Origin of the sequence: Methylobacterium sp. Leaf88 (genome assembly GCF_001422795.1) — a bacterium.
In the GTDB taxonomy this organism is placed as follows: Bacteria; Pseudomonadota; Alphaproteobacteria; order Rhizobiales; family Beijerinckiaceae; genus Methylobacterium.
Map to the genome: position 1 here is coordinate 91,642 of NZ_LMMK01000055.1, position 23,261 is coordinate 114,902.

The window sequence follows — 23,261 nt, forward strand, 5'->3', positions numbered from 1 at the left end:
CCCATGGCCGCCACCGACGACATCCTCGCCTTCGCCCATATCGGCGACCTGCACCTCACCGATGCGGACGCCGACAACGCCCGCGACCTCCACGCCATCGTGGACCAGATCAACGCCGTGGACGGGGTCGACTTCGTCTATCTGCCCGGCGACAACGCCGACAACGGCACGCCCGCGCAGTACGCCCTGGTGCGCGCCGAACTCGACCGCCTGCGCCGGCCTTTCCACGTCATCACCGGCGACCACGACATGGAAAGCGGGAGCCTCGCGGCGTTCTATGCCGGCCTCGGCGTGCCGCGGCTGCCCTATGCGGTGACGGTGTCGGGCACCCGCTGCCTGTTCCTCGACATGTGCGGGCCGGGCTCCGGCGGACCGGATTTTCGCCTCGGCGACGGGCAGGTCGCCTGGCTCCGGCGGGAGGCGGACGCCGCCGAGGCGGAAGGGCACGACTGCGCCCTGTTCATGCACAGCTACCCCGCCGACCTGACGGGGGAGGGCGAGGCTGCGACGGTCGCAGAACTCGTGCACGGCTCGTGCATCCGCCTCGTCGAGATGGGGCACACCCACTACAACGAACTCTCCAATGACGGCCGGACCATCTACGCGGCGACCCGCTCGACGGGCCAGATCGAGGAGGGGCCGGTCGGTTACACCATCGCGGCGATCGACCGGGGCGTGGTGAGCTGGCGCTTCAAGGAACTGGCGCAGGGCTGGCCCTTCGTGGTGATCACCGCGCCGGCCGACCGCCGCCTCGCCCATGCCGAGGACCACATCGTCTCGGGCACCACCGAGATCCGCGCCCTGGTGCTCGGTGCCGGCCGGACGGCGGTCTGCGAGTTCAGCATCGACGGCGGTCCCTGGCGCCCGATGCGGCGCGCCGAGGGTGAGCGCCGTTTCCGCGCCGCGGTCGACTGGCCCCCCGGCGCGGGACGCCTCACCGTCCGCGCCCAGGATTCCGAAGGCGGCGTCGGCCAGGACCAGATCGAGCCGGCCGGCGACGTCGGCGCCCTCGTCCGCTCCAAGGGCCTCGGCAGCGACGCGGATACCGTCGGCGCCTGGCCGGACCGGGGCATCCTCGGCACCCAGCTCGGCCCGAACCGTAACGGGCGCCACTGGTAGGGCGCATCCGCCTTGCCCGACTTTCTTTCCGACCAAGGATTCCGAACCCGATGGGTGCGCTGACGCTGACCCCGAACCTCGTCACATGGGCGATCGCCGCCGTGGCCACCCTGGGGGTGATCACCCGTCCCTTCTCCTGGCCGGAGGCGATCTGGGCCGTCCTGGGCGCCGCCGCCCTCGTGGTGTTCGGCCTGATGCCGGCCGGGACCGCCTGGGAGGGCGTTCTCAAGGGCACGGACGTCTACCTCTTCCTCGTCGGCATGATGCTGATGTCGGAGGTGGCGCGGAAGGAGGGCCTGTTCGACTGGCTCGCCGGCATCGCGGTGCGGGCGGCCAAGGGCTCGGCCACCCGCCTGTTCACCCTGATCTACGTCGTCGGCACCGTGGTGACGGTCTTCCTCTCCAACGATGCCTGCGCGGTGGTGCTGACCCCGGCCGTCTACGCCGCCACCAAGGCCGCCAAGGTCGAGAACCCGCTGCCCTACCTCCTGATCTGCGCCTTCATCGCCAATGCGGCGAGCTTCGTGCTGCCGATCTCGAACCCGGCCAACCTCGTGGTCTTCGCCGAGCACATGCCGCCGCTGACGCAGTGGCTGGCGATGTTCGCGCTGCCCTCGGTGCTGGCCATCGTCGCCACCTACGCCACCCTTCGCCTGACGCAGAATTCCGTTCTGCGCGACCAGCAGGTCGCCACCGATGTCGAAACGGTACGCCTGTCGCGGACCGGGCTCGTCGCCGGCCTCGGCATCGTGGCCACCGGCGGCGTCCTCATCGGCGCCTCCGCCCTGGGGCTCGATCTCGGCCTTCCGACCTTCGTGGCCGGTGGCCTCACCACGGCGGCCGTCCTCCTGATGAAGCGCGGCGGCCTCGTCGAGGTTGCCAAGGACGTGTCCTGGAGCGTGCTGCCCCTGGTCGCCGGCCTGTTCGTGCTGGTCGAGGCACTGGAGAAGACCGGCGTCCTGCGGATGATCGCCGATGCGCTGAAGCAGGCGGCCGCCGCCTCGCCCGTCGAGACCGCCTGGGGCGCCGGCACCCTGATCGCGGTGCTCTGCAACCTCGTCAACAACCTCCCCGCCGGCCTCATCGCGGGTGCCGCGGTGCAGACCGCCCACGTGCCCGACACGGTCGCGGGCGCGGTGCTGATCGGGGTCGACATCGGTCCGAACCTCTCGGTGACGGGGTCGCTGGCCACCATCCTGTGGCTGACCGCGATCCGCCGCGAGGGCCAGGACGTCGGCTTCTGGCGCTTCCTCAAGCTCGGCCTGCTCGTCATGCCGCCCGCGCTGCTGCTGGCGCTCGCCGGCCTGCTCCTCGTCTAGCTCCCTCGCGTCTCAGCCCGAAGTCTCCGGTCCAAAGTCCCTAGCCCAAGGTCCCCCGTGAACGCCGCACTGCTCTATCCCTTCATCCTCGTCGCGGGCGTCCTGCAGGCGCTGGGCAATTCGATGAACGCGCAGCTGCGCGGCCGGCTCGTGAACCCCTGGCTCGCCGCCTCGGTCTCGTTCCTGCCCATCGTGTTCGTGTTCGCCACGCTGTTCCTTGTCATGCCGACACCGCTCCCCACCCTGGAGACCCTGGGCAAGATGCCCTGGTACGCGCCGCTCGGCGGTGTGGCCGGCGCGGTGGCGGTGTTCGGCGGGCTCGCCTTCATCGACAAGGTCGGGGCCGGGCCCTTCAACGGCTTGACCCTGACGGCCAACATCCTGGCCTCCCTCGCCATGGATTCCTTCGGCCTGTTCGGGCTCCAGGGCGGCGGCTTCAAGCTCATGCCCTGGCTCGGCGGTCTGCTGATGGCGGTCGGCGTGTTCTTCATCGCCCGCACCACCGCCGACACGGGCGGGGACAAGGACGGCGGGCATGGGCTCAACCCGAAGCTGCTCTATCCCTTCATCGTGGTGGCGGGCATCCTGCAGGCCGTCGGCGTCGTCTGGAATTCGCAGCTGCGCGGCGCCCTGGTGAACCCTTGGCTCGCCGCCACCGTCTCCTTCCTGCCCGTCGTGTTCGTGTTCGTGCTGGTGTTCCTCGTGCGCCCGACCCCGCTGCCCACCCGGCAGGACGTGTCCGGCGTGCGCTGGTGGATGCCGCTCGCCGGCATCACCGGGGCGGTGGCGGTGTTCGGCGGCCTGCTCTTCGTCGACAAAGTGGGGGCGGGTGCCTTCAACGGCCTCCTCATCACCGCCAACCTCCTGACCTCGGTGGCCCTCGACCATTTCGGCTGGGTCGGCATGAAGCAGGTCAAGGCCGGGCCCGCCCGGCTCGGCGGTGCGGCCCTGATGGTCGCCGGCATCGTGCTGATCTCGGTGTTTTGAGCGGCCCCTGCGTATTCGAAAACGCGAAGCTTGAGGACAAGCGGTTGCAGCCGCCGGGAAACGTTGGCCTTTTCGGCGCCCGGCGTGCTAAACCTCCGACGATCCCGCCCGGAGCCGATCCGCGTCAAGGGTGTGTGGACAGCCTCTCGTGCCGCCCGATTGCCGTCTCCCGGCCGAGTCCGGCGCGCGTCACGACCTGATCGGTCACCGAAATCCGGCGCCCGGACCGCCCACGCGGCCGCGCCGACGGGCATCTGCGACGCCGCGCCGAGCGCGTGCGGGAGGGTTCAAGGACAGGAATGCGATGAGCGACGAGACCGACGCCCGGACCCGATCCGAGGAGCGCGCCGAGCGGGCCGAGCGGATGGCCAAGGAAGGCGCCCAGGCGATGGCCGAGCATCTCGCCTCGGTGAAGGCCGTGGACGAGCGGACGGTTAAGCTGCGGGCCCTGCGCTTGGCCAAGGAGGCCGCCGACGCCGAGGCGAAGGCTGCCGCCCCGCCGCCCGCGCCCAAGCGCAAGCGGTCCTGAGACGGCCCGGCGGAGGAGAAGCCATGGCATTCGACCGCTCCCGTCGACCGAGCGACCCGCGACAGGCCGCCGAGGCGGCCTTCAAGGCCGCCACCACCAAACCCGTCGAGACCGCCAAGCCCGTCGGAACGGCCAAGACGATCTCGGCCACGCCGGCCGCCCCGGCCTCGGTCGTGCCCGGCGCCCGCGAGATGGTCAGCCTGCGCCTCGACCGCGCCGTGCTCGAGCATTTCCAGAAGGACGGTCCGGGCTGGCAGGATCGCATCAACGCGGCGCTCAAGGCCGCCGCCGGGCTCTAGGCCGGGGCCGCACGGCGCAACGCCGCCGCGAGGCCTGGTCGTGGGGGCATCGGCTCTGCCGCACCGGTCGACGGTTCGGATTCGGAAGCCTAGCCGAAGCCGCCCCGCTTCAGCCGCATCACGGTGCGGTCGAGGGCGCCGAGGAAGGCCGAGCGGTCGCGGGCCGAGAACGGCTTCGGCCCGCCGGTGATCGCGCCGGCCTCGCGCAGGTCCTGCATCAGGTTGCGCGTGGCCAGCGCCATCCCGATGCCGCTCTCGCTGAAGGGCTTGCCGGTGGGGGCGAGCACCTCGGCGCCCGCCTTCACGCAGCGGCTGGCCAGGGGCACATCGGCGGTGACGACGATGGCACCGGGCCGGGCTCGCTCGGCGATCCAGTCATCGGCGGCGTCGAACCCGTCGCTGACCACCACCCGTTCGATCCACGGCTCCCGTGGCAGCGCCAGGAAACTGTTGGCGACGACACAGACGTGCAGCCCGTATCGGCCGGCGACCCGGTAGGTCTCGTCCTTCACCGGGCAGGCATCCGCGTCGATGTAGACGACGATGGACCGGGTCGGCTCGGCCCCGCTCACTGCGCGGCGACCGCGTGCGGCGGTACGCCGGACTCCACCGTCTCCGTCCCGACGCGCTCCAGGGTCGAGACGCTGAGGGGCTGGCCGCGCCCCCGCAGGGCGTGGGCGCCGAGGGCTCGGGCGCGGATGCCCGCGGGCAGGCGCGCGATCCGGGCCAGCAGGTCGTCCGAGACGAGGATCTCGGTGCCGAGGGGCCGGCACAGGGATTCGATGCGCGCGGTGACGTTCACTGCATCGCCGAAATACGCGATCTTGTGCCGGTCGACTCCGACTTCCGCCGTGACGATCGAGCCGCCGTGCAGGGCCGCGCGCAGGCGCGGCACGGTGCCGAACCGCGCCATCCAGGCCTCGGATTCCGCGTCCAGGCGGTCCATCACGTCGAACACGCAGGCGACGCAGCGCGCATCCTTCAGGCCGCGGGCCATCGGCCAGGTGATCATCGCCATGTCGCCGATATAGTCGTCGATGGAGCCGGCGTTGCGCCGGACGGGCTCGGCGAGGGCCGCGAAGACCGCGCCGAGATAGGCCTGGGCCTTCAGGTCGCCGTGGGTTTCGGCGAAGGCGGTCGATCCGACGACGTCGAGGAACAGGAAGATCCGTTCCTCCCGCACGGGCTGGTGGTAGCGCCCCACGAGGAAGTTCACGAACACCTCGCCGCCGATGAGATCGCGCATGCGGATGACGAAGACGAGCATCGCCGAGACCGCGAGGCAGTAGGCCAGCACCCGCGGGGTGATCCGCACGGCGTGGCTGAGGTCGTCGTCGGTGAGTCCGAGAGCCCAGACCAGCAACCCGCCCAGCGCGATCCCGGCGGCGATCATCAGCACGTACGCGAGCTCGGCCGCCGGCACGTAGAGCTTCGCCGGCATCCGGCGCATCCGCGCCTGCAGGCCGCCCAGGATCATGCCCCGGTCGAAGGCGAGCGTCGTGCCGCCCACGGCCAGGCCGTAGGTCAGGCCGGCGAGGGGCGTCGCGCCGCCGGCGAACAGCACGTTGTAGAGGAGGCCCGCGCCGCCGCAGGCGAAGAGGATGAGGAGCCAGAACCAGCGGTGCTGCGGCAGCATCAGCGGCGTCCCTCGTGCGGTGCCCCGGCGGGGGCCGGCCGCGGCGATCCGGTCAGGATGGGGGAGGGTGCAGCGCTGCGCAACGGATGGACCCCTTCGGGGATGGGTCCGGAGGCGGCGGCGCCCCTTGGCGCGCCGAGCTTCGAACCCCGTCCTGATCATCGCCCCATGATGGCGCGAGTAAGGCCAAGGTGACGCAGGCCCGCGGATCGGGGACCGGTGTGGCCGCCATGCGTTGCCAGAGGAGATCACCATTCTGGGAGCGCGAGGCGGATGCGGAGTAGAACCTTCGGGACGGCGGGGCCGGCGGTGCCCGTCATCGGACAGGGCACGTGGCACCTCGACCAGGCGGACCGCGCCGCCGCGGTCGCGACTCTGCGGGCGGGCCTCGACGCTGGCCTGACGCATATCGACACCGCCGAGATGTACGGCGAGGCCGAGCCCCTGGTGGGCGAGGCCATCGCGGGACGGCGCGCGGAGGTGTTCCTGGTGTCGAAGGTGGTGCCCGGCAACGCCAGCCGGGCGGGGGTGGTCGCCGCCTGCGAGCGCTCGCTGAAGCGCCTCGGCACCGACCATCTCGATGCCTACCTGCTGCACTGGCCGGGCCGCTACCCGCTGGAGGACACCATCGCGGGCTTCTCCGCCCTCAAGCAGGCGGGCAAGATCCGGTTCTGGGGGGTGAGCAACTTCGACGTCGCCGATCTCGACGAGGCCCTGGCGATCGCGGGGCCGGGCCAGATCGCCTGCAATCAGGTGCTCTACCATCTAAAGGAGCGCGCCATCGAGCACGCGGTGCTGCCCTGGTGCCGACGCAACGGCGTCGCCCTGGTCGGCTATTCACCCTTCGGGAGCGGCGACTTCCCCGAGGCCGGAAGCGCCGGAGGCCGGGTGCTCGCCCGCCTAGCGGAGGCATACGGCACCACGGCGCGGGCCATCGCCGTCGCGTTCCTGACACGGGAGGAGGGCACCTTCACCATCCCGAAGACGGCGCGGCCCGAGCGGGCCCGGGCGAACGCGGCGGCGGGGTCGATCGGCCTGACGCCGGAGGATCGCGCCGCCCTCGAGGCGGCCTTCCCGCGCGGTCCGCGCCCGCGCAGCCTGCCGATGCTGTAGCGGCCGGGGCGAAGTTGTGGCCAATGGCCGGGGACGATCCGGCGCGGACGGTCCGCGCCGGGCCCCTGTGAGGAATGCGTGCGATGGTGCGATGGCTGGATTCGGTCGTCCTCGGCCTGTGCTGCCTCGCCGGCACTCCTGCGCTGTCCGAGGACGCCAAGACCGACAAGAGCCGGCCCGACACGCGCAATCCCGACCAGCCCAACGGCGAGACCCTGACGATCGACGAGAAGGGCATCACCCTGCGCTTCCCCGATGTCGCCAAGCTGCGCATCGGCGGCAAGCTGCAGCTCGATTACGGGGCGGCGGCCATCCGGCAGCCCGGCTTTCCCGAGCCCTTCCCGGAGAATTTCGCGGTGCGCCGGGCCTGGATTGAGAGCTATCTCACCCTCGGCAAGAGCCTGGAGCTCGCCCTCCAGTACGATTTCGCCGACCCGATGCGGCCGATCAACGACGCGGCCGCCGCCTATACGGGCTTCGCGAACACCCTCCTGACGGTGGGCAACATGAAGGAGCCCTTCAGCCTCGACCAGCTGACCGGCGACAACAACACCCTGTTCACCGAGCGCTCGCTCGCCGACGCCTTCGCGCCGGCCCGCAATTTCGGTTTCGCGCTCGGCCGCCACGGAGAGGACTGGACGGTGGTCGCCAGCGTCTTCGGCGGCAACGCCAATACCGGGGTCGGCAGCGAGGGTGTCGCCGCCACGGGGCGCGCCACCTACGCGCCGATCCACGAGGACGACCGGGTGCTGCATCTCGGCCTCGCCGGAAGCTTTCGCGATCTGCCCCGCGACGGGCAGGGGCTGTCGCTGTCGAGCCGGTCCGAGGCGTTCCTGTACCAGCGCGACTTCGTCGACACCGGCGCCATCCGCGACGCGTCGGGCGTCCGCCGCATCGGCCTCGAGACGGCCTATCGCGACGGCCCGTTCCTGGTCCAGGCCGAGTACATCCGCACGGAGGTGGAGCGCTTCGGGGGCGCCCGCACGGTCGGCTTCCAGGGCGGCTACGTCCAGGCCAGCCTCATTCTCAACGGCAAGGGCCGCGCCTACAAGCTCGCCCCCGATTACGGTGCCACCTACGCGATCTTCTCCGGCGTGCAGGTGGCGGAGGCCGACCGTGTCTCGCGGGGCGGGATCGGCGTCTTCGAACTCGGCACCCGCTTCAGCGCCATCGACCTCGACGATGCCGGCATTCGCGGCGGCATCGAGCGCGACGTCACGGTCGGACTGAACTGGTACCCCGACCGCAACATCCGCGTGGTCGCCGACTACGTCCGCTCGCATACCAGCCCGTCGGCGGTGCAGGGCGGCCGCACCATCGACGCGGACAGCTTCATCGGGCGGTTTCAGCTCTACTGGTAGGCGGTTCGGGATGGCCTAAGCCCGTTGGGCAGGCTTGCGGCCGGCCCCCGGGGCGATGCTACGATGCGCCGGCAGGCCGGGCCGCGCCCGGCGATCCGGGTCGGCATGACGATCCATGGAACGCACGGAAGTCCTGATCGTCGGCGCCGGGCCCACGGGCTTGGTCCTCGCCCTGTGGCTGACACGGCTCGGCATCCGCGTCCGGATCATCGACCGGACAGCGGGGCCCGGCACCGCCTCCCGGGCGCTCGGAATCCAGGCGCGCACCCTCGAACTCTACCGCCTCCTCGGCCTCGCCGAGGCGGTCGCCGCCGCGGGGCACCGGGTGCCGGCCGTCAACGTCTGGGCCGCCGGCACCCGGCGCGCCCGCGTGGCCTTCGCGGCCGACCCGCGGGACCCGACGCCCTATCCCTTCCTGCTGATCTACCCGCAGGACGCGCACGAGCGGCTCCTGATCGATCGCCTCGCCGCGGCCGGGATCCGGGTTGAGCGAGGCACCGAACTCATCGGGTTCACGCAGGACAGGGCGCGCGTCGTCGCCACCCTGCGCACGGCCGAGGGAGCGCCGGCCCAGGTGGCGGCCGCCTACCTCGCCGGGTGCGACGGCGCACGCTCGACGGTGCGCGAGACCCTGGGCATCGGGTTCCCGGGCGGCACCTACGAGCGCTTCTTCTACGTCGCCGATCTCGCCGCGGACGGCCCGGCCATCGACGGCGAGATCCATATCAACCTCGACGGGGCCGCCGATTTCCTCGCCGTGTTCCCCCTGGCGGAGCGCGGGCGGGCGCGTCTCGTCGGAACGATGCGCGACGATCAGGCCGGTCGCGGCGAGCGCCTGACCTTCGACGAGATCGCCGTCACTGCGCTGGAGCGGCTGCGGATCGCGCCGCGGACCGTGAATTGGTTCTCGACCTACCGGGTGCATCACCGGGTCGCCGACCGCTTTCGCGACGGGCGCGCCTTCCTGCTCGGGGATGCGGGACACATTCACAGCCCGGCCGGCGGGCAGGGCATGAACACCGGCATCGGCGACGCGATGAATCTCGGCTGGAAGCTCGCCGCCTGTCTCCGGGGGCGGGCCGACGACGCTTTGCTCGACACCTACGAGACCGAGCGGATCGGCTTTGCCCGCCGGCTCGTCGCGACGACGGACCGGGTGTTTACCCTGGCGACGTCGGAGACCCCGCTGGCGCAGCTCGGGCGGACCACCCTCGCGCCTCTGCTGGCACGGCTCGTCGCCGGTTCCCCGGCCCTTCGGCGCTACCTGTTCCGAACGATCGCGCAGATCGCCCTGGCCTACCGGCACAGCGCGCTCAGCGCCGGCCGGGCGGGCCGGATCCATGGCGGGGACCGGCTGCCTTGGGTGCCGGGCGCGGACGTGGACGACCCGGAATGGCGGGTGCGGGTCCACGGGGCGGCGGCGCCGGACCTGGCGCGCTGGTGCGGTCAGCAGGGTCTGCGCCTGCACGTCTGCGCCTGGAGCCCCGAGGCCGAGCGCGTCGGTCTTGCCCGGGACGCCCTCTACCTCGTGCGGCCCGACGGCTACGTGGCCCTCGCCGATGGGCAAGCCTCCGTCTCGACGCTGGCCGCCTTCCAGGCGCAGCACGGGCTGACCTGGGGACCGGACGACTGACATTGGTCCGGCTGGACCGGAGCCAGGACCGTATCCGCCGGCTCGCGCTGCGCCTGGGCGAAGCGCGGACCTGTCACCCCGCAGTAACGATTGGAGGGGATCCGGAGCCGGCGCTACTCGCCGACCCCGAACAGCTTCTCGAGGAAGTTGCGGTCGTCCTGGCTTGGGCCGCGGCTCGCATCCGCGTGGCGGGCGGCCGGGCGCGGCGGGGCGGCGGCCTGCGGCTCGCCCAGGAGGGCGCCGATCAGGCCGCCCGGGGTGCTGTTGGTGACGGCGGGCTCGGACGACGGGCCGCGGTTGCGCCAGCGATTGGCGCCGGGGAGCATCACCGGGCTCTGGCCCTTCAGCGCCACGGTCATGTAGGCCTTCCAGATCTCGCCCGGCAGGTTGCCGCCCGAGACCTTCTTCGTCGGCTCGCCGTCGTCGTTGCCGAGCCAGACGCCGGTCACCAGGGTGGCCGAGTAGCCGATGAACCAGGCATCGCGGAAGTCCTGGCTGGTGCCGGTCTTGCCGGCGAGATCCCAGCCCGGAACCTCCGCCTTCCTGGCGGTGCCGCTCACGAAGGTTTCGTGCATCATGGCGTTCATCATCGAGACCGCGCTGGCGTCGATGACGCGGCCGAGGCCGCCGTCCTTGCGCCGGTAGAGCACCTTGCCGTCGGCACTCTTCACGCTGGCGATGACGTAGGGGATCACCCCCGTGCCGCCATTGGCGAAGGCGGCGTAGGCGCCCACCATCTCCAGGGGCGTCACCTCCGAGGTGCCGAGCGCGATCGAGCCGTTGGCCTGCAGCGGGGAGGAGATGCCGAGGCGCTGGGCCGTCTGCACCACGGTCTTGGGCCCGACCTCCTGGCCGAGGCGGACAGCCACGGTGTTGAGGGAGAGCGCGAGGGCGTCGCGCAGGGTCACCGCGCCCCGGTAATCGCGGGAATAGTTCTCCGGGCTCCAGCCCCTGATGCTGATCGGGGCGTCCTCCCGCACGGAATCGGGGGTCAGGCCGTGCTCGACCGCCGCGAGGTAGACGAAGGGCTTGAACGACGAGCCGGGCTGGCGCTTGGCCGTGGTGGCGCGGTTGAACTGGCTCTGGGCATAGTCGCGCCCGCCCACCAGGGCGCGGATCGCCCCGTCCGGCTTCATCGAGACGAGGGCGCCCTGGGCGACGTTGTAGCGGCCGCCCTTCTGGTTCAGCTCGTCCACCAGCGCCTTCTCGCCGGCGGCCTGAAGGCCGGTCTCGACGGTGGTGGCGATGACGATGTCGCTCTCGAACTTCGGCACGAAGTCGTCGAGGACATCCATGACGAGGTCGGCGACGTAGTTGGCCGAGCCGCCGCCGCGTACGCCGGCGGGCCGGGCCGGGGTCGCGAGCGCCAGCTTGACGTCGGCGGGCTTGGCGAAGCCCAGCTCCTCCATGGCGGCGAGCACCTGGGCGGCACGGGCCTGGGCGGCGGGCAGGTTGCGGTTCGGCGCCAGGCGCGACGGCGCCTGCACGAGGCCGCCGAGCATGGCCGCCTCCGCCAGCGTCACGGCCTTGGCGGGCTTGCCGAAATAGCGCTGGGCCGCGGCCTCCACGCCGTAGGCGCCGGCGCCGAAATAGACGCGGTTGAGGTAGAGCTCGAGGATCTCGTCCTTGCTGTACTTGTGCTCCAGCCAGAGGGCCAGGATCGCCTCCTGGATCTTTCGCGATGCGGAGCGTTCCGGGGTGAGGAACAGGTTCTTGGCGAGCTGCTGCGTCAGGGTCGAGCCGCCCTGCGACACGCCGCGGCGGGTCACGTTCTGGGCGACCGCGCGGGCGATGCCGACGGGATCGACGCCGAAATGGCTGTAGAAGCGCCGGTCCTCGATGGCCACGAAGGCACGCGGCAGGTAGGGCGGCAGTTCCTTGATGCCGACCACCCGGCCGCCGGTCTCGCCGCGATTGGCCAGGAGCGAACCGTCGCTCGCCAGGATGGCGATGTTGGGCGGGCGCTTGGGGACCGCGAGTTGGTCGATCGGCGGCAGCTGCGACGCGTGGTAGGCCACGAGCCCCGCGATGCCGATCACCCCCCAGAGGCCGAGGACGAGGACGCCGTAGACGAGCCGGCCGAGGATCGAGCGGCGGGCCCGGCGCGGCGCCTTGCGCAGCGCCCGTGATGGGGCGGGGGCACGGCTCTTCGCGCCGCGGCCGCCCCGTGAACCTGACTCGCCTCGTGCCACGCCGCCTCCCGCGCGATCGGCGCGCGAGAGCCGCAGATCGAGATCGGCCGGGTCCCCGACACGGCCCTCGGGCACGTCGAAGTTCGGCTCCCCCCTGCCCGCGCCTCCACGTCCCTTCGCCATGCGTCCCGTCTGCCCCAAGGTTCGTTCGCGATTCGAGCGACCCTGCTTGCGCACGGTAATTGCGGCGGGTTTAAGGGGTGTTAACCGGCTGATTTTTCAAAGCCTTGAAAAACCAGGGGAAATTCGACGGCCCGCGCGGTTCGTGCACCGGATGTTCAGGGGGCGACCGGGGCGGCGGGAGCGGCCGCGCGGGCGCCCGCTCGACCCCCGCAACCCGGTGGGCCTGCTCACCCCTTCTTGCGCAGGGGCCGGACCGAGACGGAGCCGTGATCGCTGAATCCGGTGGCGGCGCCGAAGGCCTGCAGATCCGCCTGGTCGTGGCGGGCCAGCAACTGGATCTCGCCGCATCCGGCCGAGCGCGCCGCCTGCGAGGCCGCCTTAAGGAGAAGGCGGCCGATACCGCGCCGTCGGGCCTCGGGATCGACCAGCAGGGTGGTGATCTGCGCCGTGGGCAGGCTGGCCGTGAGGGAGGGATACCAGTGCAGGACCACAAGGCCGCTCGGCGGACCCCATTCGACCGCGACGAGGGCCGCGCCCGAGCCGTGCCGCAGGGCCTCGATCCGCTCGGCCAAAGTCTCGCTCGCGGCGGGGTGGCCGGAGCCGCGCAGGAGTTCGGCGAGGCCCGCCGCGTCGCTGCCGTTCGCCGACCGCATCTCCAGCCCGTAACGGCTCGCCACGCATCGCTCCGGTCGGCTCCCCCGGCCGGAGCCGGCGGAGCGAGGGTCTTGCGGGTGGTTCTAGTCCCGGCGCATCAGGCCGAACAGGGCGAAGCCCGCCAGGGCCGCGAGACCGAGGGCGAGACCGCGATTGTCCTGGAAGCGGCTCGCCGCGGCCTGTCCTGCGGCCCGCAGGTCGTTGCCCAGGGGCGAGCCGCTGAGGATGCGCTCGGCCCGGGCATGGTTCTCCGGCCGGGTCGCGATCGACACTTCGAAGGCGTCGTCGTCCACGCGGTCGATCTCGATGCTGTTGCGGGCGAAGCCGGCGCGCGACAGACGATCCCGTGCCACGCGGGCGGCCCTGAGAGACGGAACGGTCACGGTCGCCAACACGCTGTCAGACATCAAGTTTTCTCCCTGTTCGGCAGACCCAACCACGGCCGCGGGAATACGGTTCCGTGATCGCGGGTTCTGAGCGTGACGGGCGGCCCGGCCTTAAGCTTCCCGCAACCACCCTGGACCTAAGCCCGGGCCTCGCCCGGCGGGTTCCCACCCGCGCGGGCCGTGACGAGGAGCCTGCCGGACTTGCGCGATCCGTTCGTTCCTGCCGCCCTTGCCGACCGCCTCCGGGAGAAGCGCCGAAGGCCGCGGTCCCGCGACGCCCTGGCCTACGAGCCGGCCAAGCCAGTCTTCGCCGAACTCCTCGATGCGCGCGGGCATGGCACCGGCCAGTTCGTGCGGCTGTCGCAGGGCATGGTGGAGGCGATCACGCGAGGCGCCCGCGCGGACACCTGATCGATCGGGGTCAGCGGTCGCAGCCGATGCAGATGTCGCGCACCACGCGCTCGCGCCCGTGTCCCGTGCGCTGGTTCGGCAGGTGTCCGTCGAAGGCCTGCTCCGCCGCGCGGGTCGGCGGCGGAACCGGCTTCGGCGGCTCGGGCGCGGCCGGTTTCGGCGCGGGGGCGGTCAGGGCCATGTACTGCGCCGCGGCGGGCGCCGGAGCGAGGCCGGGCACCAGACCGGCGAGGGCGAGACCCAGGGAGGCCCACCGAGGGCGGGCGCGACCGAGTGGGGCGGTCGCGGGACGTCGCGTGGCCATCGAAGCCTCCGATCGTGGGCTCTCGGTGCGAATCGCCGCCGACCGCCATGCGGCGATCCGGCGTCCCGCCTGACGGGAACGAGGGCAGGCAGGGATCGTTCCCCGTCCCTTTGGCCGGCCCCCGGGGCCGGATGGGACCGCATCCATGCTGCACCTCCTCGTGGCCGATGGGAACGACCGGTCCGGACGGGCCGATCACGTCTCAGCCACCGGCGTCACCTCGGCGGAAGCCTATGCGGAGGTCCTGCGCCAGATCTCGCCCGGGGTCGACTGCACCCTGATCACCCCGGCCGACGCTGATGCGGCTTTATCCCCCGGGACGCGGCTCGCCGGCTTCGACGCCCTCTTCCTCACGGGATCGACGCTCCACGTCTGCGACGCGTCCGACGCCGTGCGGCGCCAGATCGACCTCGTGCGCGAAGCCCTCGGCGCCGGGCTTCCGGTCTTCGGCTCGTGCTGGGGCGTCCAAGTCGCCGCGGTGGTGGCCGGCGGCCATGCGGCCCGCAACCCGAAGGGTCCGGAATACGGATTCTCGCGCGATCTCGTGCGCACCGAGGCCGGGCGGGCGCACCCTCTCCTCGCCGGGCGGGGCGAGCGCTTCGATGCTCCCGCCATGCATCTCGACGCCGTCATCACGCCGCCGGCCCACGCCACGGTGCTGGCGGGCAACGCGGTCCTATCGGTCCAGGCGATCGAGATCCGGCACGGGGCCGGCGTGTTCTGGGGCACGCAGTACCACCCCGAACTCGATCTCGACGCCCTGGCCGCGATGCTGCGCCTCAGCGCCGAGGACGTGGTGGAGGCGGGCGCGCTGCCCGACCGCGCGGCGGTGGAGGCCTATGCGGCGGACCTCTGCCGCATCCATGCTGACCCGGAGGGACACCGGGACCGGATCGCCCGCCACCGGCTCGGCCCAGACCTGCTGGAGCCGGCCCGCCGGCGGGCGGAGATCGGGAACTTCCTCGACCGTCTCGTCCGGCCGCGGGTCGAGGCCGCGGCCTGAGGGCTCAGACCGCGCGCAGGGCGGGAGCGCCCGGCCGCGGGCGGGCGCCGACGATGTGGAAGGCCCGCGGTCGCACGAAAAGGAACGACAGGCGCGTGTGACGGATCATCCGCTCGAAGCCCAGCGGAACCAGGATCGCCACCACCGTGACGACGAGGCTCGCCCAGCCGATGTCGGTGATCGCTCCCGACCGCACGATCAGCGTGCGGGTGAGGGCCATCGGCAAGAAGAACGCGAGGTAGATCACGATCGAGCGCTGGCCGCAGGCCCGCAGCGCCGCCGTCACCGGCCCGCCGGCCCGGGACATCAGGGCCCCGATGGCGACGATCGCGAGGGCGCCGGCGCCGCTCAGGACGAGGGCGAGGCCCGGGAGGTTCGCCAGGACCGGCACGGCTGGGAAGCCCGTGGGGACGAAGACCATCGCGGTGTTGACCATGGCCCAGAGCGCCAGGCCGAGCAGCGCGGCGCGGGCGTGGCGTTGCACGAGATCGGCGAAGGTGAAGATGCGCGCGGCGAAGAGGTAGCCGACCAGGAACCAGACGTAGCGGTCGCAGAACTCGTCGATCAGTTCGAAACCGGTATGGATCGGCAGGACCTGCAGCAGTGCCGCCCCGCCGAGGAGCCAGGCCGTCGGCACCGGCCGCAGCGCCTTGGTCAGCACCGAGAACACCGCCAGCAGGTAGATGAACCACAAGGTCGAGTAGGGTTCGACCACCGCCAGGGCGAGGTGGACGACGAAGGCGCCCGGCCCGGCTCCGTCGGTGATCGGGCCGTACTTGAAGGCCGACTGGATCAGCACCCAGAGGACGTAGAAGTAGACGAAGTGCACGAGGCGCCGGTCGAGGAACAGGCGCCAGTCGCGGTCGATGACCCGGCCGAGGAACAGGCCCGACAGCAGGAAGAAGTCCGGGATGCGGAACGGGCGCGCGAAGGCCACCACGGTGTGCAGGAAGCCCTCGCCCTCCATCGCGATTCCGGTGCCGAGCGTCGCATGCATCATGACCACGAGGATGATGCACAGGCCCTTGGCGACATCCACCCAGGCGAGCCGGGCGGCATCCCGCGGGGATCCCGCTGCGCGCTGCCCCGTTCCGTCCACCGTTCCTTCCGCCGTGCCTTGTCCCACCGCGACCGCCGCCATGATCCGCCCCCGCCCACAGGACCGCGATCCTTCGGCGCCAGGTCTTAAGGATGGCGATACGGCGAGGACCGCCCGCGGATCATGCCGAACGGAGGGTAAAGGCCGGGCCGTGACCGGCTCCGGTTTGGGCCACGCCTTGCCCGCGTGCGGCCACCCCTCGCCGCCCTCAATGCGGGTCGCGCTTGGCGCCCCGGCGGTCGCGGGTCATGCGGGTCGCGGCGTGAAAGTCGTCCGGCTTGGTGCGGACCCAGGCCAGGAACTCTGCCATCTCGGGCGCCGCCCGCAGGGCATCGACGTCGGCGAGGCGCCGGGCGATCTCGGCCTCGCTGAAGCGGGCGTGGATCGCCGAATGGCAGATCTGGTGTAGGCGCACGGTGCCGGCCCGCGCCCCGCCCTTCAGCTTCGGGGTCAGGTGGTGCAGGCTCGATTTGGCATGGGGCGGGATCGGCCGCTCGCAGAGCGGGCAGATCACCGGAGACTTAGCCTGCGGACCGTGCGTCGCCGGGTCGTCGTCGCGCCAGAGTCGGGCTCGTCGTCCCAAGGGTGTCTCCCGTCGGATGCGTGCGTCAGTGGACCGCTGCCGGAACAGGCCGGCGCTGGGCGGGGTCGTTCGGTTGGAACACGGCCGCGGCCTCGCGGTCCTGGGTCCCGAGAATGGAGACGTGGTCGCCGGCGATGACCGTCAGGCGCGTGCGCGGACCGGCCTGCGCCGCCAGCCGCTCGGCATGCGCGAGGGGCACCACCGGGTCGTCCCGGCCGTGGACGATGACGATCGGACCGCCCTCGGCGGCGATGCGCGCATCAGACCGGAAGGTGTCCCGAAGGAGCAGGCTGGTCGGCAGGAAGGGGAAGCGCCCGGCGACGATGGCGGAGAGGGAGTCGAAGGGCGCCTCGAGATAGAGGCCGAGATGCGGCCGGGCCTCGGCCAGGGCCACCGCCACCGCGGCCCCGAGGGAGTGGCCGTGCAGCAGCACCGGGGTTCCGGGGACCCGCGCCTGGACCATCGCGTAGGCCGCCTGTCCGTCGGCGATCAGCCCCGCCTCGCTCGGACTCCCGGTCGAGCCGGGATAGGCGATGGCGAGGACGCCCCAGCCCGCCCCGCGCCAGGGAGCGCCGGCAAAGCGCGCCGCACCGGGCTCCGGCCGCGAGCCGTTGCCGTGGAAGCTGAGCACCACGGGACAGCCCGGCTCCGGCGCGCGCCAGAACCCGAACAGCCGCTCGCCGTCGGCCGTGGGCAGGCTGATCGCCTCCGTGCCCGGGGGCGCCGGCCGGGCGGGTGCGGGCGCTCGGCTGCGGAAGGCGCCCGGATAGATCAGGTGCCGCTGGAAGACGGTCAGCAGGGTCACAGCCAGGACGGAGAGACCGAGGATGGCGGTGGCCACGAGGGAAGCGAGAAGGCGCATGCGCTCGATGAAGGGGAAGCCGCGACCGAGCGACGACCCCGGACCGTCGTGGCGGGGCGCCGAACCGCGCCGGACCCTGGGGATGGAGGGGACACTGGGGCGTCTCCGAGAGGTAGGGCTGGACTTTGGCGTGTCACCAGCGATGTTGCGTCGCGTGAATGCTCCCGCGCCCGTCCCTCCCCGAAGCGGCCTCCGGCCCCAAAGCCGCCTCCTGACGACGCGTCACCGGTCCGCCGCGCCCGCACCGGTCCGGCGCGGCGTGGCATGAGGGACGCGTCCGGCCGCGCGGAGGGCATGGGCGGTCCCGGCCTGAGCCCGAACGCGCTCCTCATCGGGCTGATCTTCTGCGGAGTCGGCTTCGGCATCGGCGCCGGGGCGCTCGCGGGCTCGGGCGCCGCCTTCGTGTTCCTGATGTCCGGCTGGGTGCTGGGCCTGTGCCTGCACGAATACGGCCATGCCCGGGCCGCGCTGTTCTGGGGCCTGTCCCCGACCGGCGCGCTCAGCCTCGATCCCCTGCGGTCCCCCAACCCCGTGGTGACCATGCTGCTGCCGGCGCTCTTCACCATCATGGGGGGTGTGGGATTTCCGGGGGGCGTGGGATTTCCGGGCGACGTGGGATTGCCAGGCCGCGTCGGCGGTCCGCCCGAGGCCGGGTTGAGCCGGGGACGGCAATCGGCGGTGGCCGCCGCCGGCCCGGCGATGAGCGTCCTCTTCCTCGTCGTTCTCGCGCTGCTCTATGCCCTGGCCAGTCCGAAGGCCGAGACGCTGCGTGCGGTGCTCGCCGTCTCGGTGCTGTTCCAGGGCACAGCCCTGGTGCTCGGGCTGATGCCGATCCCAGGGCTCGACGGCTACGGCATCGTCCGACCCTGGCTCTCCGGCCCGCCGGCTTCGCCGCCATCCCCGCCCTGGGCCTTCGTGGACCGGATGGCCCGGCATTCGGGGCTGGTGCTGCTGGGTCTTTTCCTCGTATCCGCCGCCTTCACCCGGCCGCTGTTCCGCGCCAGCTTGCTGTTGACGGACCTGCTCGGCATCGATCTCGCAGATGTGATCGCAGGTTTCCGGCTGGTGCGCCTGTGGTGATCCGCTCGTGCGGGGCGACCACCGCGAACGGAAGACTTGAACCCATCGTGGAATGATTTGCCGATGCGGTGTGTACGTTAACGAGCAGAGCCGTACTCTTGCGACACATGCGGAGTCGGTGCGCGGTTCGTCTTGAATTCGGGGCGACGCACCGGCCCGTCGCGATCGTCGAGGCGGGAGGGGGGCATGCGGGACGATGCGCCGGGGCAGGGGACGCCGCCGTCGGCCTACCGCGTGCTGCTGCTGAACAATGCCGGCCGCGTCCTTCGCACCAAGTCCCTCGCGGGCTGCACCGAGGCGGAGGCGCTGGAGCGGGCACGGGCCTTCATGGACGGCCGTTCGGTCGAGCTCTGGGACGGGGGGCGCCTGATCCAGCGGCTCGAGGCACCACACGAACCGATAGCCTGAGCGGAGGAGCGCGGCCCGGGCCTGTCCGCGGCGTTCGGGTCGCGTGGGAACCGGGCTTTCGTGCTAGGTGCGCTCGGTATCCGGATCCGACGCGATCCGGCGCGGCCCGGTGGAGAGACCCTGCGATGGCCCTCAAGACGACGTTCCTGGTGCAGACCTTCGTGCTCAAGCGCAAGCGGCTCTCGCCGGGCGACAGTGAGGTGGCGGTGACGGAGAGCGGCGCCCTGAAGAAGGCCGAGGCGATGGCCGCCCGCTTTCCCGGGACGGCGGCGATCAAGGTCGTGGCCGACGACGAGACGGGGGAACTGGAGAGCGCCACGATCCTCGGCAGCTTCGGCGAGGTGCCGGACGACTTCGCCGAGAGCCTGCAGGGCTCGTGAGGCCCGACGCGTCCGGCCTCCGCACCCCCGATCAAAGTGCCCCGCGGACGCGAAAGGGCCCCGCCGCGCGGCGGAGCCCCTTCTAATCGTCCCGGAGCCTGTCAGCCGTTACGGGCAGGCGTGGCGCTGACCGTCATTGCCGAGATAGGTCCCGGTGCGGCGGTCGTAGGACCGGAAGCGCTGGACGCAGTAGGCGACGTCCTCGCCGCTGGTCGCGACCTCCGGGGTGGCCTCGTAGCCCGTCGCGGCATAGCCGCCACCATAGGGCGCGTAACCGCCGTAATAGGCCGGCGCATAGCCGCTGGCGTAATAGTCGTCGCCGTAGTAGCCGCCATAGGCGCTGCCGAGGCCGTAGCCGATCCCGGCGCCGGCGAGACCCAGGCCGAGCCCGAGGCCGAGGCCGCCATAGCCGCGACGGTAGCCGTAGCCGCGCCCGGCATAGGCGCCACCCCGGTTGAACCCACCGCGGTTGAAGCCGCCGCGATCACCCCGGAAGCCGTTGCCGGCAGCGAGGCCCGCCCCGGCACCGACGGCACCGGCGCCCACGCCGATGGTCCCGCCGCGGTTGAACCCGCCGCGGTTGAAGCCACCCTGCGCGAGGCCGCCGCGGAACCCGCCGCCGCCGAAGTTGCCCCCGACATTGCCGCCGCGGAACCCGCCGCCCTGGGCGAGACCACCGCGGAAGCCACCGCCGCCGAAGTTGCCGCCGCGGAATCCGCCGCCACCCAGGCCGCCGCCGTGGAACCCGCCGCCACCGCCACGGAAACCACCACCGCCGCCCGGACGTGCGTCCGCTGAGGCGGGAATCATCGAGAGGGCCCCGACCAGGGCGGCCGATGCCAGGAGTATGCGCTTCATGGGAGAACCTGTCGTTCGCATGCCGATCCCGAGGATCGAACTTCTGGTAAAGGAACGCGGGGCCTGACGATAAAGTTCGTTTCAGGCCCTATTCCGTCTCAGTTCGTCGGGCCGGCGATTGACAAAACGGCCGCCGACCTCGAATCTGGAAGCATTCCGAGGGGAGCTCCGAGTGCGGGGGCTGAGATTGGGCGCGACGCCCTGACCCTTGAACCTGATCCGGTTCGTACCGGCGGAGGGACGGGAATTCCAAGACGCGGCGCGCATGTTCAGGCGTCGTCCCATCCGACACCGCCGTTCGCGAGTCCGGATCGTCTCCCACGCCAGGAGCGAACCCGATGAATGCACCCGTTCTTCCGAAGGATCTGCCGCAGGGGCAGGCGCCCACGGTGACCACCGGCCCGATCATGGGCTCGCGCAAGGTCTACGCGGCGGTGGCCGGGCACGACGACATCCGGGTACCGTTCCGCGAGATCACCTTGAGCGATCCGAAGGAGGCGCCGGTGCGGGTCTACGATCCGTCGGGTCCCTACACGGAGACGGATGCGGGGATCGACCTCGGGGCCGGCCTTCCGCTGGTGCGCGAGCCCTGGATCGCCCGGCGCGGCTACGCCACCGTGACCCCGCGCGCGGTCAAGCCCGAGGACAACGGCTTCGTGCCCGAGGACAAGCTCGTGGCCCCGTGTCCGGCCACCCGCGAGATCCGCAAGGCCGCGCCCGGCCAGATGGTGACGCAGTACGAGTTCGCCCGCGCCGGGATCATCACCGAGGAGATGATCTACGTCGCGCACCGCGAGAACCTGGCGCGCGAGACGATGCTGGAGGGCGCTCAGGCGGCCCTGGCCGACGGCAACAGCTTCGGCGCCGCCCTGCCGGCCTTCATCACGCCGGAATTCGTGCGCGACGAGGTGGCCCGGGGCCGCGCCATCATCCCGGCCAACATCAACCACCCCGAGGTGGAGCCGATGGCGATCGGCCGCAACTTCCTCGTGAAGATCAACGCCAACATCGGCAATTCCGCCGTGACCTCGTCCGCCGCCGAGGAGGTCGAGAAGCTGGTCTGGGCGACCCGCTGGGGCGCCGACACGGTGATGGACCTCTCGACGGGCCGCAACATCCACAACATCCGCTCGTGGATCGTGCGCAACTCGCCCGTGCCGATCGGCACGGTGCCGATCTATCAGGCTCTGGAGAAGGTCGGCGGCGACCCGCTGAAGCTCGACTGGGAGGTCTTCAAGGACACCCTGATCGAGCAGGCCGAGCAGGGCATCGACTACTTCACCATCCATGCCGGCGTGCGCCTCGCCCACGTGCCGCTCACCGCCCGCCGGGTCACCGGCATCGTCAGCCGCGGCGGCTCGATCATGGCGCGCTGGTGCCTGGCCGGGCACCGCGAATCGTTCCTCTACGAGCGCTTCGACGAGATCTGCGACATCATGCGGGCCTACGACGTGTCGTTCTCGCTCGGCGACGGCCTGCGCCCCGGCTCCATCGCGGATGCCAACGACGCGGCCCAGTTCGCCGAGCTGGAGACCCTGGGCGAACTGACCAAGATCGCCTGGGACAAGGGCTGCCAGACCATGATCGAGGGCCCCGGCCACGTGCCGATGCACAAGATCAAGGTGAACATGGAGAAGCAGCTCGTGGAGTGCGGCGAGGCGCCGTTCTACACCCTCGGCCCGCTGACCACCGACATCGCCCCCGGCTACGACCACATCACGTCGGGCATCGGCGCCGCCATGATCGGCTGGTTCGGCTGCGCCATGCTCTGCTACGTCACCCCGAAGGAGCATCTCGGCCTGCCCAACCGCGACGACGTCAAGGAAGGCGTGATCACCTACAAGATCGCGGCCCATGCCGCCGACCTCGCCAAGGGCCATCCGGCGGCGCAACTGCGCGACGACGCCCTGTCGCGGGCCCGGTTCGACTTCCGCTGGGAGGACCAGTTCAACCTCTCCCTCGATCCCGACACCGCCCGCGCCTACCACGACGAGACCCTTCCGAAGGACGCCCACAAGGTCGCCCATTTCTGCTCGATGTGCGGCCCGAAGTTCTGCTCGATGAAGATCACGCAGGACCTGCGCGCCGAGGTGCTGGCGATGGAGGCGGCCGGCCAGGTGCTGGGCGAGGCCGCGCCCTTGAGCGCGGCCGAGCGCGAGGCCGGCATGGCGGCGAAATCGGCCGAGTTCCAGGCCGAGGGTGGCAAGCTCTACGTCGACGCGGCGGAGTAGGCCCCCGCGTCCCGGGCCGGCTGGTTTTCGCTGACCAGCCCGGGACAGGCATCGCGGGGAAGGACCGCCCGCGGTGCGTGGAATTCCAGAGGCGTGTGCGCGCGCGCGTCGTAGGCATCGGAGAGCGTGCCGATCATGACAACGGCCGCGGCATCGAAGTCGGGCGGCGTGCCCAGCGAAATCTCCCGCTCATAGTTCTCGTTCCGCCGGAACTGCACGAAGCCCAGCCGGTGAAGGGCCGCCTTCGCGGAGTCGGGCAGGACATCGCCAGACGCCTCCGGCCCCTGCGCACACCCGCCCGACGCGGCTTCGCAGCCCATCCGCGTATCCTCGTCGAAGAAGATGCACTGCACGTAGCGCTGATCCGTTCGGACGATGCTCACGGTGAGGAACCGATCCCGGGACGTGCTGCGCGGGCCGTGCAGGTGGATGCTGCTCAGCCGCGCGACCACTTCGCAGCGATGAGCCGCGACGAAGGCGGCGCGGCCGCGAGCGTCCGACGCGGCGTCCGAGGTCGGGACGTGGACGATCCCCGGCAGCGCCGCCGCGAACGGCCGCACCCGATTCCACGCCCGTCCGGTGGGGATCATTCCGATGGCCCTGCGTTTCCGTCCCGGACGGGCGTGCCCGATCGCGCGGAGTGCTATCACAGGTTGCGTGGCGCGGCATCGCCCCGGCGCGGTTCTCCCCC

At 71.6% G+C, this 23,261-nt stretch carries 25 protein-coding genes and 1 riboswitch; of the genes, 14 read left to right on the forward strand and 11 right to left on the reverse strand.

Annotated elements, in window-relative coordinates:
* The first annotated feature begins 3 nt into the window (after window positions 1-3).
* The 5 genes from ASF20_RS22020 (at window position 4) to ASF20_RS22040 (ending at window position 4,253) form a co-directional block, all read left to right on the forward strand.
* Window positions 4-1,119, forward strand: coding sequence for a metallophosphoesterase (locus ASF20_RS22020; RefSeq protein ID WP_056278018.1), 1,116 nt, complete (start codon window positions 4-6; stop codon window positions 1,117-1,119).
* 50 nt (window positions 1,120-1,169) lie between these two features.
* A complete protein-coding gene (locus tag ASF20_RS22025) occupies window positions 1,170-2,438 on the forward strand; it encodes an arsenic transporter (protein ID WP_056278021.1) in 1,269 nt (422 codons plus the stop codon).
* A 57-nt stretch (window positions 2,439-2,495) separates the two neighbouring features.
* Window positions 2,496-3,425: a DMT family transporter gene (locus tag ASF20_RS22030; protein ID WP_056278025.1), complete on the forward strand. Its 930-nt coding sequence runs from the start codon at window positions 2,496-2,498 to the stop codon at window positions 3,423-3,425.
* Between the two features lie 304 nt (window positions 3,426-3,729).
* Window positions 3,730-3,954, forward strand: a complete 225-nt coding sequence (locus ASF20_RS22035; RefSeq protein WP_055956977.1) for a hypothetical protein — start codon at window positions 3,730-3,732, stop codon at window positions 3,952-3,954.
* A gap of 23 nt (window positions 3,955-3,977) precedes the next feature.
* Complete coding sequence (locus ASF20_RS22040; RefSeq protein WP_056278029.1) at window positions 3,978-4,253, forward strand: BrnA antitoxin family protein; 276 nt, start codon at window positions 3,978-3,980, stop codon at window positions 4,251-4,253.
* Between the two features lie 89 nt (window positions 4,254-4,342).
* Here the strand turns inward: ASF20_RS22040 and ASF20_RS22045 are convergent, their stop codons facing one another.
* Entirely contained in the window at window positions 4,343-4,825 is a 483-nt protein-coding gene (locus tag ASF20_RS22045; RefSeq protein WP_056278032.1) for a YaiI/YqxD family protein, read from the reverse strand.
* Window positions 4,822-5,889, reverse strand: a complete 1,068-nt coding sequence (locus ASF20_RS22050) for an adenylate/guanylate cyclase domain-containing protein (RefSeq protein ID WP_056212270.1) — start codon at window positions 5,887-5,889, stop codon at window positions 4,822-4,824. The genes ASF20_RS22045 and ASF20_RS22050 overlap by 4 nt, the downstream gene beginning before the upstream one ends.
* A 273-nt stretch (window positions 5,890-6,162) precedes the next feature.
* Between ASF20_RS22050 and ASF20_RS22055 the strand changes: the two genes are divergently transcribed.
* The 3 genes from ASF20_RS22055 (at window position 6,163) to ASF20_RS22065 (ending at window position 9,996) form a co-directional block, all read left to right on the forward strand.
* The gene (locus tag ASF20_RS22055) at window positions 6,163-7,002 is read left to right on the forward strand and encodes an aldo/keto reductase (RefSeq protein ID WP_056278035.1); all 840 of its coding nucleotides are present in this window, start codon (window positions 6,163-6,165) and stop codon (window positions 7,000-7,002) included.
* Window positions 7,003-7,085: 83 nt separating this feature from the next.
* A complete protein-coding gene (locus ASF20_RS22060) occupies window positions 7,086-8,363 on the forward strand; it encodes a porin (protein WP_082501529.1) in 1,278 nt (425 codons plus the stop codon).
* A 115-nt stretch (window positions 8,364-8,478) separates the two neighbouring features.
* Complete coding sequence (locus ASF20_RS22065) at window positions 8,479-9,996, forward strand: FAD-dependent monooxygenase (protein WP_056278038.1); 1,518 nt, start codon at window positions 8,479-8,481, stop codon at window positions 9,994-9,996.
* A gap of 113 nt (window positions 9,997-10,109) precedes the next feature.
* Here the strand turns inward: ASF20_RS22065 and ASF20_RS22070 are convergent, their stop codons facing one another.
* The 3 genes from ASF20_RS22070 to ASF20_RS22080 form a co-directional block, all read right to left on the reverse strand.
* Window positions 10,110-12,311, reverse strand: a complete 2,202-nt coding sequence (locus tag ASF20_RS22070) for a PBP1A family penicillin-binding protein (protein WP_056278041.1) — start codon at window positions 12,309-12,311, stop codon at window positions 10,110-10,112.
* A gap of 227 nt (window positions 12,312-12,538) precedes the next feature.
* Window positions 12,539-12,988, reverse strand: a complete 450-nt coding sequence (locus ASF20_RS22075; RefSeq protein WP_056278044.1) for a GNAT family N-acetyltransferase — start codon at window positions 12,986-12,988, stop codon at window positions 12,539-12,541.
* A gap of 60 nt (window positions 12,989-13,048) precedes the next feature.
* Entirely contained in the window at window positions 13,049-13,372 is a 324-nt protein-coding gene (locus ASF20_RS22080) for a hypothetical protein (RefSeq protein ID WP_056212260.1), read from the reverse strand.
* A 180-nt stretch (window positions 13,373-13,552) separates the two neighbouring features.
* Between ASF20_RS22080 and ASF20_RS22085 the strand changes: the two genes are divergently transcribed.
* Window positions 13,553-13,762: a hypothetical protein gene (locus ASF20_RS22085; protein ID WP_056212257.1), complete on the forward strand. Its 210-nt coding sequence runs from the start codon at window positions 13,553-13,555 to the stop codon at window positions 13,760-13,762.
* Window positions 13,763-13,772: 10 nt separating this feature from the next.
* Here ASF20_RS22085 and ASF20_RS22090 read toward each other — a convergent pair whose 3' ends face one another.
* Window positions 13,773-14,066: a hypothetical protein gene (locus ASF20_RS22090; RefSeq protein ID WP_056278047.1), complete on the reverse strand. Its 294-nt coding sequence runs from the start codon at window positions 14,064-14,066 to the stop codon at window positions 13,773-13,775.
* A gap of 145 nt (window positions 14,067-14,211) precedes the next feature.
* Between ASF20_RS22090 and ASF20_RS22095 the strand changes: the two genes are divergently transcribed.
* Entirely contained in the window at window positions 14,212-15,069 is an 858-nt protein-coding gene (locus ASF20_RS22095) for a gamma-glutamyl-gamma-aminobutyrate hydrolase family protein (RefSeq protein ID WP_056278051.1), read from the forward strand.
* Between the two features lie 4 nt (window positions 15,070-15,073).
* Here the strand turns inward: ASF20_RS22095 and ASF20_RS22100 are convergent, their stop codons facing one another.
* The 3 genes from ASF20_RS22100 to ASF20_RS22110 all read right to left on the reverse strand — a co-directional run bounded on the left by ASF20_RS22100 (window position 15,074) and on the right by ASF20_RS22110 (window position 17,613).
* Window positions 15,074-16,168 carry an acyltransferase family protein gene (locus ASF20_RS22100; RefSeq protein WP_056278487.1) on the reverse strand — a complete coding sequence of 365 codons (1,095 nt, stop codon included), beginning with the start codon at window positions 16,166-16,168 and terminating at the stop codon, window positions 15,074-15,076.
* A 208-nt stretch (window positions 16,169-16,376) separates the two neighbouring features.
* A complete protein-coding gene (locus ASF20_RS22105) occupies window positions 16,377-16,751 on the reverse strand; it encodes a hypothetical protein (protein ID WP_056278054.1) in 375 nt (124 codons plus the stop codon).
* A gap of 25 nt (window positions 16,752-16,776) precedes the next feature.
* Window positions 16,777-17,613, reverse strand: coding sequence for an alpha/beta hydrolase (locus tag ASF20_RS22110; protein WP_056278057.1), 837 nt, complete (start codon window positions 17,611-17,613; stop codon window positions 16,777-16,779).
* A gap of 264 nt (window positions 17,614-17,877) precedes the next feature.
* Here ASF20_RS22110 and ASF20_RS22115 point away from each other — a divergent pair, with 264 nt between their 5' ends.
* The 3 genes from ASF20_RS22115 to ASF20_RS22125 all read left to right on the forward strand — a co-directional run bounded on the left by ASF20_RS22115 (window position 17,878) and on the right by ASF20_RS22125 (window position 19,481).
* Complete coding sequence (locus tag ASF20_RS22115) at window positions 17,878-18,693, forward strand: hypothetical protein (RefSeq protein WP_056278062.1); 816 nt, start codon at window positions 17,878-17,880, stop codon at window positions 18,691-18,693.
* A 186-nt stretch (window positions 18,694-18,879) separates the two neighbouring features.
* Window positions 18,880-19,101, forward strand: a complete 222-nt coding sequence (locus tag ASF20_RS22120; RefSeq protein WP_056278065.1) for a hypothetical protein — start codon at window positions 18,880-18,882, stop codon at window positions 19,099-19,101.
* 125 nt (window positions 19,102-19,226) lie between these two features.
* Complete coding sequence (locus ASF20_RS22125; protein WP_056278069.1) at window positions 19,227-19,481, forward strand: hypothetical protein; 255 nt, start codon at window positions 19,227-19,229, stop codon at window positions 19,479-19,481.
* Between the two features lie 108 nt (window positions 19,482-19,589).
* Here the strand turns inward: ASF20_RS22125 and ASF20_RS22130 are convergent, their stop codons facing one another.
* On the reverse strand, window positions 19,590-20,339 hold the full coding sequence (locus ASF20_RS22130; protein WP_056278072.1) for a BA14K family protein: 750 nt from the start codon (window positions 20,337-20,339) through the stop codon (window positions 19,590-19,592).
* A gap of 149 nt (window positions 20,340-20,488) precedes the next feature.
* Window positions 20,489-20,597: riboswitch (TPP riboswitch) on the forward strand.
* Window positions 20,598-20,677: 80 nt separating this feature from the next.
* On the opposite strand from ASF20_RS22130, the gene thiC reads away from it, so the two are divergent.
* Complete coding sequence (gene thiC, locus ASF20_RS22135; protein WP_056212238.1) at window positions 20,678-22,570, forward strand: phosphomethylpyrimidine synthase ThiC; 1,893 nt, start codon at window positions 20,678-20,680, stop codon at window positions 22,568-22,570.
* Here the strand turns inward: thiC and ASF20_RS22140 are convergent.
* Entirely contained in the window at window positions 22,549-23,160 is a 612-nt protein-coding gene (locus tag ASF20_RS22140) for a hypothetical protein (protein WP_056278074.1), read from the reverse strand. The genes thiC and ASF20_RS22140 overlap by 22 nt on opposite strands.
* Window positions 23,161-23,261 lie beyond the last annotated feature (101 nt).